This is a genomic window from Alphaproteobacteria bacterium (assembly GCA_023898745.1).
Taxonomy (GTDB): domain Bacteria; phylum Pseudomonadota; class Alphaproteobacteria.
In genome coordinates this window covers 353517-367564 of record CP060237.1, presented here as the reverse complement: position 1 = coordinate 367564, position 14048 = coordinate 353517, and the positions used below count along the sequence as shown (strand labels likewise).

9 protein-coding genes and 1 tRNA gene are annotated in these 14048 nt (G+C 38.2%); 7 read left to right on the top strand and 3 right to left on the bottom strand.

Annotated elements, in window-relative coordinates; genetic code table 11:
• Positions 1–22 precede the first annotated feature (22 nt).
• Positions 23–829: a hypothetical protein gene (locus H6850_01815; protein USO02704.1), complete on the top strand. Its 807-nt coding sequence runs from the start codon at positions 23–25 to the stop codon at positions 827–829.
• Here H6850_01815 and H6850_01810 read toward each other — a convergent pair.
• On the bottom strand, positions 792–2153 hold the full coding sequence (locus H6850_01810) for a hypothetical protein (protein USO02703.1): 1362 nt from the start codon (positions 2151–2153) through the stop codon (positions 792–794). The genes H6850_01815 and H6850_01810 overlap by 38 nt on opposite strands.
• A gap of 122 nt (positions 2154–2275) precedes the next feature.
• On the opposite strand from H6850_01810, the gene H6850_01805 reads away from it, so the two are divergent.
• The 6 genes from H6850_01805 (at position 2276) to H6850_01780 (ending at position 12406) form a co-directional block, all read left to right on the top strand.
• A tRNA-Leu gene (locus H6850_01805) sits at positions 2276–2363 on the top strand.
• Between the two features lie 445 nt (positions 2364–2808).
• Positions 2809–4053, top strand: coding sequence for a hypothetical protein (locus tag H6850_01800; protein ID USO02702.1), 1245 nt, complete (start codon positions 2809–2811; stop codon positions 4051–4053).
• A complete protein-coding gene (locus H6850_01795) occupies positions 4050–5300 on the top strand; it encodes a hypothetical protein (GenBank protein USO02701.1) in 1251 nt (416 codons plus the stop codon). The genes H6850_01800 and H6850_01795 overlap by 4 nt, the downstream gene beginning before the upstream one ends.
• Positions 5297–10153, top strand: coding sequence for a hypothetical protein (locus H6850_01790; protein USO02700.1), 4857 nt, complete (start codon positions 5297–5299; stop codon positions 10151–10153). Before H6850_01795 ends, H6850_01790 begins: the two co-directional genes overlap by 4 nt.
• A 66-nt stretch (positions 10154–10219) precedes the next feature.
• A complete protein-coding gene (locus H6850_01785; protein ID USO02699.1) occupies positions 10220–10891 on the top strand; it encodes a TVP38/TMEM64 family protein in 672 nt (223 codons plus the stop codon).
• 327 nt (positions 10892–11218) lie between these two features.
• A complete protein-coding gene (locus H6850_01780) occupies positions 11219–12406 on the top strand; it encodes a dicarboxylate/amino acid:cation symporter (protein USO02698.1) in 1188 nt (395 codons plus the stop codon).
• On the opposite strand, the gene H6850_01775 is transcribed toward H6850_01780, so the two are convergent.
• Together H6850_01775 and H6850_01770 are read right to left on the bottom strand one after the other, a co-directional pair.
• Positions 12397–13110 carry a hypothetical protein gene (locus tag H6850_01775; protein USO02697.1) on the bottom strand — a complete coding sequence of 238 codons (714 nt, stop codon included), beginning with the start codon at positions 13108–13110 and terminating at the stop codon, positions 12397–12399. The genes H6850_01780 and H6850_01775 overlap by 10 nt on opposite strands.
• 207 nt (positions 13111–13317) lie before the next feature.
• Entirely contained in the window at positions 13318–13908 is a 591-nt protein-coding gene (locus H6850_01770) for a hypothetical protein (GenBank protein ID USO02696.1), read from the bottom strand.
• Between the last annotated feature and the right edge of the window lie 140 nt (positions 13909–14048).

The window sequence follows — 14048 nt, the reverse complement described above, 5'->3', positions numbered from 1 at the left end:
ACTCTGGCAGAAATACAAATCAATGTTATTGTCATATTTTATCGTTCATATTGACGCTTGCACAGGTTTATTTCTACCTTCTAAAGTGGCACGATGTCCAACAGGTTCAAACAGCTACTCTCTGCATCACTCAAATTACTTTTCAATTGTGTCAGGCCGTCAAAGATTTTTTTGCACGCATGAAGATCTTACTTTTCGAACTTTTGTGCCAAAAAAAGATTCTCGCGCTTTTATGGAAATGCATCTTCCAAAATCTAATACCCCAAAAGATTTCAGGAGTATAACGCAATCATTAAACCAATTTGAGCAATATTATGAAAACTCACGTTTTGAAACCCCTATTACACTTGAGGAGCATCAAAAAAATATTGCGTATTTTTGGATAAGCGCACATATGCCCGCAATAGGACGGTTAAATTTTTGCATAAATCCAACTCAAGAAAATTATGCAGAGATCTTGGGTATCGCATTCTTTTTTATGACTAAAATTTATGGGCCAGAAGTAAGACGTATCGCAACCATGGGCAGAGAAAACGGAGCGCCTATTTTTGATACACTACCTCAAGCAACCAGTTTAGAAGCATTGTATATAGAAGTTCCAGAAAATGATAAGCCGCTTTTAAGGCAAGCAGAAAAGCATATGCGTCCATCTTTTGCATCTTTTGATGATGCTCAAGGTGTGCATATTTCTCCAAGACAAGAGATTTATCAAGGCAAACAATTCGCTATTTATAACTCACCAGAAGGTAAGAAGTTTTGTTTCTGTGCTGATGTGCCGCTATTCAATGATCCTATTGATGCGAACAGTTTGTTTTCTGACAAAAAATAAATCTGGTTATGGTATACAAAATAAAATTGGCTCCTAATCCAACGATTAGCTCATGAATATGCGTCTGTTTGTCTAACCCTAAAATCACCCAAAGCGCCATAACAAAAACTGTTAACAGCATTATTATAAAAAATGCCCATCCAGGAATAGTTTTTTTATAAAAAATACCTAAAATAGGTGTTAAAAATAATGGCCCCCAGAGTTTATATATAAAAAATAACATTTTCAATCTAGAGCTTGAGAGAATGAAAAATGCAATGATAAAAGATAATCCGCCAAAGAAAAGTGCGCTTGTGTATATTATAATCTTTAAATTTTTTGCGCGACAACGAAAGGGTGTGAGAACATCATTTATCAAGGCAACAATGGAAATGTTAAGCAAATTTACAATTGATGATAAAATAGCTATCAACAATCCAATTGCAATAAAAATTTTTAAAAAAGGTGGCGCTTTTAAGAAAAGATTTTCAAAAGCGCTGGCTGAATTTATATCAAATGTCATTATTCCCATACCACATAACACCAAGAATGCTGCAAATACAGCAATACAAAAGCCGGAGAGAAGAAAGCTCATCTTAGCTTGAGCTTTGGTTTCTGCCATATGCAGCCCTTGAAATACAGAGGGCATAAGGGCATTACCTAACATCAACCCTATAAATATGGAAAATATTTCTACATAAGATTGAGAGTTTGAGATTGTCCAAGACTGCATAGGAATATGTGTTAAAAATTGCCCAAAGCTTCCATGATAGTAAACACTGAAACCCCATCCCATTAAGAGCGCTAGAAACATCAGTGTACATTGCAGAATGCTCATACACACGTTTAATATCATTCCTCTAAAACAGCAGTGGATTGCAAGAATGAGCGTGAGAGCGCTCATAATATAAGCTGTTGATGTACCGATAAAAAAAAATAGGGTGGTATTCATAGAGTATATGAGTGTTATAATAAGACCTAAATTAAAAATAATTACAATGAATCCTGTAAGGATTTTCATCCACTCGCCATAATGCGGTTCAAAAAAATCTCCTATTGTTACAATATTTTCTCTTTTTTTTGGCGCAATAAAAAATGCGATCAATATCAACTGTATAGGAAACCCTAAAAGTCCAAGTAAAGCAAAAATCCCATATGACGCGCCACTCTCAATCCCACCAATAATTGCGCCACTTCCTATATGAGATGCTATAATTGTAGCAGTCAATACATAAGAGTTTGTTGATATAAATGCGAATGTTCTCAAGCTTTTCATCTCTTTTTCAAAACGGATGGTAAATAAAAAAGATAAAATAAGAAATACAGTTATCGCGTAAATCATCATTTCAGCTACGAAACGCTTAACTCTTGGACAGATATTAAATTATTTCAAGTGTAATTTCAATATACGATTATATGCTCATACATTGACTTTTCTCTGAATTTTCTGCACCCTAAGCTTAAGGTGCCTGGGTGGCGGAATTGGTAGACGCAACAGACTTAAAATCTGTCGCTCTTTATGGGCGTGCCGGTTCGACTCCGGCCCTAGGCACCACTGATTAACTTCGTCATGACGAGCGAAGCGTGGACATTCATCCGTCTTCGCATCTCGCCATAGCCCTTCGGGCGACGGCGGATAGCTACGACGAGATGATTTATCATCAAGTCGGAGCGTGTGAAGTGGATGCCTCGCCGAAGCTCAAAGAGCGTAGGCGGGCTATCTCAATGGATCACCACGGGACTACGTCCCTCGTGATGACGATCTGCAAAACACCGTCACGGCGAGGCCCTTTAGGGTCGTGGCCATCCATAACGTATCACCACGCCTTGTTACGTAAGGCTCGTGGTGACGACACTGTCTCGACGTTTTTCCAAATTCATGATATAATGAACTTAAAATGGATGCTCTTCGTCATCCTGGGCCAGCTTCATGCCATCGTCCAGGGATAGCGATGCGCAGAAGCTCACTCAGGGTGACATAAACGATTGAAAGTTGTGTTATGTCAAACGACCCGAGGCAACAGATTCTTTCTTTATCTTATGACTACCAGCGTAAGTGGCTGTTCCGCAGAGACCATGAACTTATGCTTAAGGCAAAGAAAGAATTTTCTGACTGGGATTATGTTGACCAAAGGCTAGAATGGCATGCACGACCTGAGTTTCATAGAGATCCAGAGAAGAGTAAGGTGCAACCTAGAAAACCTTTACACTTACCACGTGATCCAAATTATATTCCAAAGCAGGAAACAATGGAGAGTTTGTGCTTTGTGACAGGCGCAAGCTCAAATGCTCCGTATTTCGATTTGGTTGTTCAGTTACTTGAGTCTCTTAAAACCACACGCTGGTATGCTGACGCTCCAATTAAGCTGCTCGACTGCGGCTTAACTGCTGATGATAAAGAGTATCTGATAAAACGCTTTGGATGTGAAATTAAAGATCCAGACTGGGATATCAACCCTTTTCTCATCATAAATAAAAAGAAATGGGGAGATATTAATGCATTCAAAGGCTTAGTCTCCAGACCTTATATCCATAAACATTTTCCTGGATATGACTATTATTTTTGGCTAGACGCTGACACCTGGATTCAAGATGATCTCACTCTAGATAAAATGATCTGTATTGCTGAAAAAAACGGCTTATCTATCACAAAAGATCATGATTGTTTCTGGGGCGACGAAACATTCTTTGCCAATCCCTGCATCACAAAACACGAGGCTAATTTTTTAAAACATAAAGACATTCTTACCAATAGTATTTACTGCATAAGAATTGATATTGCAGAAAAATACCCACCCTTATGTGAAGAGATGCTTGCACGAAGAGGGCGTTATCAATTTGGCTTTGATCTTGCATCACTAAACTATCTTTTTTACAAAGAAACATCTGGTATCGTTCTGCAAGAACTTCATTGGCATTACCTCAATATCTTCAGTAAAGGCGCAAAAGTAGATGATGCGCAAAATTTATATGACCTTGAGGGCAATCTTTTAGGGATTATCTGCTTAGCAGCAACCCTTAAATTACTTCCGCGTCGCTTGTTATTTGCGAATTCTGATATTGGCACAGATAATATCATGGCTATTCAAAAAGCAAAACAAATTGCTGCAAGCAAGGATGCAATATTCAAGGAAACAGAAGCTCATATTATATGCAAAACACATGGATGGAAACAGGGGAGTTACTTCTATCGCACCTATCTTGATCCTGAGCTACTCTGCGGGAAAATGGAGGCATGGTTATGACAGTCAAAACAAAAGAAAATATTTTGCAATTGTCTTACCAATATCAACGTGAATGGCGTTTTGAAAAAGATAAAGCGCTTATATTGGAAGCGAAAGAACTTTTCCCAGATTGGAATTATGCTGATTTGAGATTAGCGTGGCATGCACGACCTGAGTTTGATAGAGATCCGGCAAAAAGCAAGACGCAACCAAGACAACCTTTGCACTTACCACGTGATCCAAATTATATTCCAAAACAGGAAACAATGGATAGTCTATGTTTTGTGACCGCTTCTGGATCTGATCAACCGTATTTTGATTTATCTGTGCAGCTCTTAGAGTCACTTAAAGCGACGCGTTGGTATAAAGATGTTCCTATCAAAATTCTCGATTGCGGCCTTACGCAAGAGGATGCAGATTATTTAAGACAACGCTTCAATGCTGAGGTAAAAGATCCAGGATGGGATATGGATCCAGAAAAATTGTCTAAAGAAAAACAAGGTCCTATAAATGGATGGAAAGGTGCTATTTCAAGACCCTATATCCAAAAACATTTTCCTGGATACAAATATTATTTTTGGTCAGATACAGACAATTGGATTCAAGATGAACGTGCTATGGATAAGCTGGTTTGTTTATGTGAAGAGCAGGGTATCGCAGGTGTAAAAGAAACGCAATTTCCGCAGTTTATGCGCAATGATCCTTTTAATGTTGGGTATTTTCGCTCAATCCCCAAAGATTATTTGGATTTCATGAAAGTTGAGAAAGGCGTCAAAACTACATTGAACCCATCTATATTCTGCATCTCGGATACCATGGCGCAACGCATGGCTGAATATACAGACCATACTGTTTCTGTTATGCCAACAATCATTTGGGGCATTGATACTGCGATATTCAATTACACATTTTTTAAAGAAGTGGAGAACGGAAAGTTTTTTGATGATGACAACATTCATTATATTGACCTAGCTTTTAAGGGCGGGTTTTTTGATGAAGCGAAAAACATTTACCAAGATATTGAACGTCAACATGTATTGGGCGTTTTATCTCTTGGTGGACACACCAAAGGTTATGGATATTATATCTTATCTTCAAATACATCTGCGCAAGATAACATCCAAGCGCTTCACCTATCACAACAAAGACTCGATCATGAAACATTGGATCAGCATCGTGCAAAGCATGGTTGGACACATGGAACATATTTCTATCGAACATATTTAGACCCTGAATTAGTATATGGAAAAATGGAGGAATGGTTATGACAATCAGAACAAAGGAAGATGTAATAAAGCTGTCTTATCAATATCAACGTGAATGGCGTTTTGCAAAAGACAAAGCCCTGATGCTGGAAGCCAAAGCATTATTTCCAGATTGGAACTATGCTGATTTGAGATTAGAGTGGCATGCAAGACCTCAGTTTGATAGAGATTTAGCTAAAAGCAAAACACAACCACGACAACCATTGCACTTGCTAAGACTTCCTGAAGAAACGCCTGCAGAAGAAACGTTGAAGAGTTTATGTTTTGTGACAACTGGCAGCTCTAAAAGGTCGAGCTTTGAATCTGTTGTGCAGTTACTTGAGTCTCTTAAAACTACACGTTGGTACAAAGACGTTCCTGTAAAAATCCTTGACTGCGGTCTTACACAAATTGATGCAAATTATTTGCATGAACATTTTGGGTGTGAAGTCAAAAAAGTTAAAGATGCAACGCAAGAACATGTGCAACCTTATATGCATAAATATTTTCCAGGATATCATTACTATTTTTGGTTGGATCATACTGTATGGATTCAAAACGAACGTGCTTTAGATAAACTTGTCTATTTGTGCGAAAAACAAGGATTAGCTGCGGGAAAAAATGGCAGCAATGTTTGGACTGCTAAGCATTATGCAGCGCCTTCTATTGCGGTGGAAGACGTACAATTTATGAAAGGCAAGGATGTCCTTGCAAATGATATTTACTGCATAAGAGCTGACATAGCGCATAAACATCGCGGATTGTTTCGCAACATGCTTGAAGAAGCGGGTGCGTATAAAACAGGGTTTGATCTTGCGGTATTTAACTATGTTTTTTATAAAGAGGTTGCTGGGGTTATTTCAGAAGGGCAGTTTAATTTTGCTGCACAAGAGGTGAAGCTAGATGATGTTGGTAATCTGTGCGATTTAGATGGTCATATTTTAGGTATTGTGCATTTGAATACTTCAGCCTATCGTGGATTGTTTGCAAATTCAGATGACGTGAAAGAAAATTTGGATGCTATGCAAAGAGGTGTGCAACTTTTTGGCATGCAAAATGCTGAGTTTTCTGAATTGAAAATCGCTTCACTGTGTGAAAAACATGGTTGGAAGCAGGGGAGTTTGAGTTATCGCACGTATGTGGATCCTGTTGTGTTGTATGGGGAGATGGATCAATGGTTGGATTCGAAGTTAGATATTTTGAAACAATCTTACCAATTCCAACGTGAATGGCGTTTTGAAAAAGACAAAGAGCTTATGCTGCAAGCAAAGAAATTATTCCCAGATTGGGATTATGTGGATATTCGTTTGGAGTGGCATTCACGGCCTGAGTTTCATAGAGATCCTGAGAAGAGTAGAGTGCAACCGAGACAGCCATTACATTTGCCACGTGATCCTGATTATATTCCGAAGCAGGAGACGATGGAGAGCTTGTGCTTTGTGACGGGGACAAACTCTGCTCCTTTATACTTTAACCTTACGGTAGAACTTTTAGAATCTATCAAAGCCACTCAACACTACAACAATATACCCATCAAAGTTGTAGATTTTGGCTTAACCGAAGAAGATATTGCCTACTTAGAACAACGGTTTAATGCAGAGGTCAAAGATCCAGGATGGGATGTGGATGTATCAAAAATTGATTTTGGAACTACGTATTTTAAAAATAATGAGAAATTAGATTTAAGCAATGTACTAAAACTTGAAACTTCCAGAGGATACTATGACGTGCATTTCCCTGGATATGAGTATTATCTTTGGATTGAGTCTGATTTGTGGGTTCAAAATGACAGGGCTTTGGATAGGCTTGTGTGTGTTTGTGAGAAGCAGGGGTTGTCTTTGTTTAAAGGGTTTAATGAGAGATTTTTTGCAGGATTTTATGATATTCCTATAGTCCAAAATGCCTTTTCGATAGAGGATTTTGAAAAACACTTATCAGAAAAATCTGAAATGTTTAGCTCTTGTTACTGTATAAATAAAGAATTTTTACAACATTATCGAGATCATGAAAAAGAGGTAAGTAAATTCGTTATTGATTCTACCTGGCCTATTATAAACTATATCGCGCATAAACATATAGAAAATTTTGAAGTTATAAACGAGCTAGACTTGCATTTTCCACACGTACACATGATCAGCGCAAATAATGTGTTGTATACACCTGACAAAAACCCCATTGGAATAATTAATTTATATTTAGATATGAAACATTTTCCAAGGCGCATGTTATTTTCTGAACAGCCTTATCAGGAGGTGGAAAATACTATACAGCTGTCAAAAAAACTATACACAAAACCTACACATGAAGCAGAAAACGAGAAAAGTAAATTATGCGAAACAAACTATTGGTCACAAGACAGTTACTTTTATAGAACATATTTAGCTCCTGAAAAAATGCACGGCCCATTACATAGCTGGCTTAAAACAAAAAGCGATATACTGAAACTCTCTTACCAATATCAACATGAATGGTGCTTTGAAAAAGATAAAGAGCTTATGCTTTATGCAAAAACACTATTTCCTGATTGGATTTATGTTGATCAACGCTTAGAGTGGCATTCAAGACCAGAGTTTCACAGAAAGGCAGAAAAAAGCAAAACACAGCCAAGAAAAATATTAGACTTACCACGGAATCCGAATTATATTCCCAAACAAGAAACAATTGAAAGGTCTTGTTTTGTAACTGCCACAAGCTCTAACCCACCATATTTTGCTTTAGCTGTGCAGCTTATAGAGTCTATCAAAGCCACAAAAAATTATAATAATATCCCTATTAAAATCTTTGATTGCGGCCTTGCACAAGAAGATGCTCAATATTTGTATGAAAATTTTAACTGTGAAATTAAAGATCCGGGCTGGGATTTGGAAGAGCATTTGATTGATAAAAATGCATGGCACGACAACCCGAATGCTTTCAAAGGCTCCATTTCTAGAATTTGCTGCCATAAACACTTTCCAGGATACGAATATTACATTTGGATGGATTGTGATATCTGGTTTCAGACCGAGCTGAGTTTGGATCGACTACTAAGTATATGCGAAGAAAAAGGCTGCGCCGGAACAAGAAAAATAGAAGACTTTACCCCTATACATGCTTTTGATTTTTGTTTAACAGAGGCGCACCTGAACCTCATTGTGAATAAACCAGGCATGACAGGGGGCTTAATGGTTATGCATAAAAATTTCTTGGAAAATATGACACATGAAATGCACGCATTAACACAATCAGTGCCTTTTCAACATGGAACTGATGATGCGCTTATGATTTACACATTATATAAGTATATAAGAGACCCAATCATCTCAGACAATCGCACTTTTCATGCGATTGGATTATACCGATATGGTGTGCACGCTGATCTTGACGAAAATCAATACCTAAAAATAAACAACGAATACATACATTCAATATCCCTACATGACGACTTAAAACACTTACCTTATTGTGTTCCATTTTCTCAAAATCCCTCCGATCAAGAAAAAATAGTTCAATTTATGGATTCAATAAAAAATGAAACCCCATTAGAACAAGAAGAGATACTTCATCAAATGTGCTTAAAGCATGGCTGGAAAAAAGGAAGTTATCACTATCGCATATACCCCACACCTGAAAGTTTGTATGGCGCACTCGACAAACCGTTACTTATTAAAAAAGAGGATGTCTTAAGACTGTCATACCAATATCAACATGAATGGCGCTTTGAAAAAGATAAAGAGCTTATGCTTTATGCAAAAACACTATTTCCTGATTGGGATTATGTGGATCATCGCTTAGAGTGGTATTCACGGCCTGAGTTTCATAGGGATCCAGAGAAGAGTAGGGTGCAACCAAGACAACCCTTATATTTACCACGTGACCCAAACTATATTCCGAAGCAAGAAACAATGGATAGCTTGTGTTTTGTTATGGGCACAAGCTCTAATGAACCTTACTTCGATTTAGCCATACAACTCATTGAATCCATTAAAGCAACACAATCGTATAGCCATATACCTATTAAAGTTCTTGATTGTGGTCTTAGTCAGGAAGATAGCAACTATTTACATGAGCGCTTCGAATGTGAAGTTAAAGATCCCGGTTGGGACATTGATCCTAATATCATTAATAAGAATGCGTGGCATGATAATCTCAATGCCTTTAAGAACATGACAGTTGTACACTGCTTACACAAACATTTTCCAGAGTATCAATATTACATTTGGCTGGATTGTGATCAATGGATCCAATCAGAATTACTATTAGATCAACAAATTACTTTATGTGAAAAACAATCGATCGCTGGATCGTTTATACGAATAACTCCTGAAAGGTTGCGGCTATGTTGGGAGGGGCTTTTCCCAGAAGGGTATATGGATAAAATTGCAGAAAAACCATGCATAACAGGAGGATTTTGGGTTGCGCATAGGACATTCCTTGAACATTATAATCATGAAATGAATCTATACGTTCAAACAACAGGAGAATATCGTTATGGGTGCAACGACTCTATACTTTCCTATACTATGCACAAATACATAGAAAGCCCTCAAGTGTTCCAAGAAGAACACTTATGGCCATATTTTCCTGAACACCCTCTGCACATTGACCAGAATAAATCTCTTAAAATCAACAACGATTTTATTAGAATGTTGTGTGTAGATTTTTACGGGGCTAAAAAGAATCCGCTTTGCTATCGCTATTTATTTCCAAATTCCACACTCCAGCAAAATAGCGAAGCTATAAATACTTCAGAAGAACTTATGTCATACCCGCTTGATCAACGAGAAGAAAAAGCACATCAATTATGCATAAAAAATGGTTGGCAACAAGGAAATTATCTTTATCGCATCTATCCAACACCAGAATCTCTCTACGGAAAACAAGAAGATAACTTGTAAACCTTCCCTCACACCCTAAAACCCTCTAAGCTAAACTAAGCTACATCACATAAAACCCAGCCTCTCATGAAAAGCCTCAGAAAATACCTCCCCATCATTTTCATCGCCACATTCGTCATAACCTTTTGGACAATGGGGTGGTCGCAGTATTTAACCATCGCAACCTTTAAACAATACCAACACCAAATCCAAGATTTCATAAAACACAACTACCTGCTCTCAATGCTCATTTTCCTGTTGATAGACACAGCTATTGTAAGCATATCTATCCCCACCATATTTCTCACAATCATGGCAGGATTTTTATATGGACCGTATATAGCCACTCTTCTAGCCTTAATTTCTGCCACAATTGGATCATGCATTCTATTTTTAAGCACGCGATCAGCTGTGCCAGACACACAATCCAAAGCCTTTATTGAGAAATTGCGCAAAGGATTTCAGGAAAATGCATTTTTTTATTTATTATCCTTAAGACTTACCCCTGCAATTCCATTTTTCGTGCTTACGCTTGTATCAGCATTTCTTAAAATTCCATTTCGCACATTTGCAGTTGCAACATTCCTCGGTGCGATTCCAGGAACATTTGTGTTTGCATTTATTGGAAATGCATTAGAAGAATCATTTGAAACTTTGACGATTAATAATGACTTGATCATTGGGTTGGCAGCGCTTGGGGTGTTATCATTTTTGCCTGTGGTGATTCAATTTATAAAGAAGCTTATTCGGAAAAAATAAACGCGTCATGGCGAGCAGGCCGTAGCTTTAGCGTAGGCGGCATGGCAATCTATTATAGATCACCACGTCGCTGCGCTCCTCGTGATGACGGAAGGTTACGCTCCTCTTGATAACGCGCCGCCGTCATTGCGAGCATTCGTTAGAATGCGTGGCAATCTATGATGGATCACCACACCTTGTTGCGCAAGGCTCGTGATGACGGAAGGTTGCGCTCCTCGTGATGACGGAAGGTTGCGCTCCTCTTGATAACGCGCTCTTCATGACAACAGCCTTCGTGGCAACATGAGAGTATGATACCATGAACTAAAGAGTGATTTATTTTTCCCGATGTTTCAAAAATATTCCATGATCATCTCCATCATCATCGGCGTCATTTTAGGCATGTATGGACCAGAGGTTGCTTTTGGATTTGCTGGGTTTGTCAGCACCGTTTTTATGCGACTTCTGAAATTCGTTAGCTTGCCGATCATTAGTTTATCCATTGCTTCAACCATTGCTAATTTGGATAAAAATCCAAACGCCTGGCTCATGACACGCCACATATTGTTTTACACGATTCTCACAACTGTATTGTCTGCAACCTTAGGTCTTGGATTATTTGAACTAGCACAACCTGTTGAACCTTCAGAAGTTCCGCAAGTTGCAAATGCCGTTTCAAATTACTCTACATATTCTGCTGAGTTCGTTAAAATTTTCCCAGACAATATCGTAAAACCATTTTTGGATTTCAATGTGATTGGTGTTTTAATTATTTCTGCGTTTATTGGATTAGCTTCTTTGGCTTTACCTAAAGCACAAAAGCAATCCATCAGCAACGCATTGAATCTGGGATTTGCTATGATCATGCAAATCACAAAATGGATTTTGAAACTTCTGCCTTTTGCCGTTGTTGCTTTCATTATGTTGTTTATGAAAGATCTAGGTAAAACCTTTGAAGTGGGCGCGCTAGCAAAATATCTTGGTGTAATTACAGCGGCTAACCTAATTCATGGCGCATTAATTTTGCCACTTATTTTAGTGCTGCATCGTATTCCGGTTTTGGATACCTTTAAGGGCATGTTCCCAACATTATCATTGGCCTTTTTCACAAAATCTGGTGCTGCCGCTATCCCAACTGCTATTCAAAATTCAGAAGAGAATTTGGGTGTTAGTCCTGAAGTAAGTCGTATCACATTTCCTTTGTGCACAACTATTAACATGAATGCATGTGCGGCATTTATTTTGGTGACATTCTTATTCGTTGCAACATCACATGGTGTTGTGTTCACATTAACGCAAAAAATTCTGTGGATTTTGATTGCCACAATTGTAGCAATTGGCAATGCAGGTGTGCCTATGGGGTGCTTCTTTTTAACCAACGCGTTGCTCTCTAGTTTCAACGTGCCTGTTGAATTAATGGGTGTAATCTTGCCGTTTTATGGTGTGTTGGATATGCTGGAAACGAGCATCAACTTATGGTCCGATTCTTGTGTGACTGTGATTGTGGATAAATGGTGGAAACGCAATCAAGGCTGAAGCTTATCATTTGCTGAGCGAAAATAGTAAGAAAACGTTTCGACGATATTTGTTCCGAGATATTGGTCTGACAAGATAATGCACGCAAGAATTCCTGCAACACTGAGAAGAGCTTGCATTTCTCTAGCATGCAATATATCCCTAAGAGGCTGCAGCCTTTGTTGATCAAACAACTGACTCTCAATACGGTTTTTCTTTTTTGTAATCTCGATTAAATTTTCACCTAGAGCTTTATCTTTTCCAGCTAAAACCTCTAAAGCATTGAACAAATCTCTCCGCTTCTCTTCATATTGCTTTTTTTCTTCACAAAGGTTTTTAATTTGTTGTTCGATTGCTCTCAAGGCCTCAGAAGTTTCCTCAACAACTTCGGAAGGATACTTTTCACGCTCAGAACTGCCTTCAAAGGCGCGCTTTACATTACGAGCAATGCGCGCTTCTTCAGCTTCAAATCTTTCCTTTTCTCTCTGTTTAACTTCTGGATCTTCATAAATACGTGAAATTTCCGCAGCTCTTGATTGTTTCAACTGTTCTAAATCCCTATTACATTGTTCCAATTTCTCATTCAAATCTGAATTTTGTCTATTGTTCTCTTCAATTGCATTATTGTTTGTTTGAATTTGCATCTCACACTCCAACTGCGCCGTTTCTAGAGCTTGCATCTGGATCTCAAGATCAGTTGCACAAAGTATATTCAAAAATAACATGTTATAAAATCCTATTCTGTTACTAGCTTATTTATAGTAAAGACATAAAAGTTTTTCAAGACATTCTAGATGATGGATCACCACACCTTGCGTCGCAAGGTTCGTGATGACGTTATGCACAGAGCAACGTCATTAAAAGGCAGTAAGGGACTTCGTCCTCGTATGACGGAGTGTCTACGATAGTATCATATGATACTATCACGACGACTAAACCACCACCTCCATCGACAACTCCACCATTCGTGAATCTCCCTCGCATAAATCCGCCAACACAGCACAATCTTCACATACACTTGAACTATTAGCATAATATGTAATCAAATTATTTGAAGAGATGCGACCAAATCTTTCAGCAGCTATATAGTCTTTAAATTTCGCAAAGGTCCAATGCATAGGCACCTCTACAGTCAAAGCATTCTCAAATTTCGCTTGAGGCACCCATAACTTCCTAAAATAATTCATATGAATCATCATGGAAGGTGTAATGCGAATTTCCTCTATGGGAATATCCCTTAAAGATTGACCGTTTTCCAAGATTTTATCTTGTCGCGTCAAAACAAACATATTCAAGTCTGGATAATATGTTTTTATGTGATTCTTCAAATCCAAAACTGTCCATGTGTCAAATGACATATCATCAAAATAATACAGTTTACCATTTATATCTTTTATAACAAGCGATTTGCACGATTCTACTTCTGGGACATCAGTTGCATAAGAGGCTCCCAACACCAATAATGGCAACGCACAGGAAACGGCTGCTGCTAGAATAAGTTTACCGGTAGAGGAGCGTAGCATAATTTTTTGAGTATTTATCGCTAGTTATAGTATATCATAAAATTTGAAATCGCAGAGTACCGTCATGACCAGCGGAACGTGGCCATCCATATGGGTCACCACGTCGCTACGCTCCTCGTGATGACGAGATTTATGCGCTC

Excerpts from the sequence above, each read along its gene's own strand:
- H6850_01815 (USO02704.1), top strand. The coding sequence starts at position 23 with ATGTTATTGTCATATTTTATCGTTCATATTGACGCTTGCACAGGTTTA.
- H6850_01810 (USO02703.1), bottom strand. The coding sequence starts at position 2,153 with ATGATGATTTACGCGATAACTGTATTTCTTATTTTATCTTTTTTATTT.
- H6850_01800 (USO02702.1), top strand. The coding sequence starts at position 2,809 with ATGTCAAACGACCCGAGGCAACAGATTCTTTCTTTATCTTATGACTAC.
- H6850_01795 (USO02701.1), top strand. The coding sequence starts at position 4,050 with ATGACAGTCAAAACAAAAGAAAATATTTTGCAATTGTCTTACCAATAT.
- H6850_01790 (USO02700.1), top strand. The coding sequence starts at position 5,297 with ATGACAATCAGAACAAAGGAAGATGTAATAAAGCTGTCTTATCAATAT.
- H6850_01785 (USO02699.1), top strand. The coding sequence starts at position 10,220 with ATGAAAAGCCTCAGAAAATACCTCCCCATCATTTTCATCGCCACATTC.
- H6850_01780 (USO02698.1), top strand. The coding sequence starts at position 11,219 with ATGTTTCAAAAATATTCCATGATCATCTCCATCATCATCGGCGTCATT.
- H6850_01775 (USO02697.1), bottom strand. The coding sequence starts at position 13,110 with ATGTTATTTTTGAATATACTTTGTGCAACTGATCTTGAGATCCAGATG.
- H6850_01770 (USO02696.1), bottom strand. The coding sequence starts at position 13,908 with ATGCTACGCTCCTCTACCGGTAAACTTATTCTAGCAGCAGCCGTTTCC.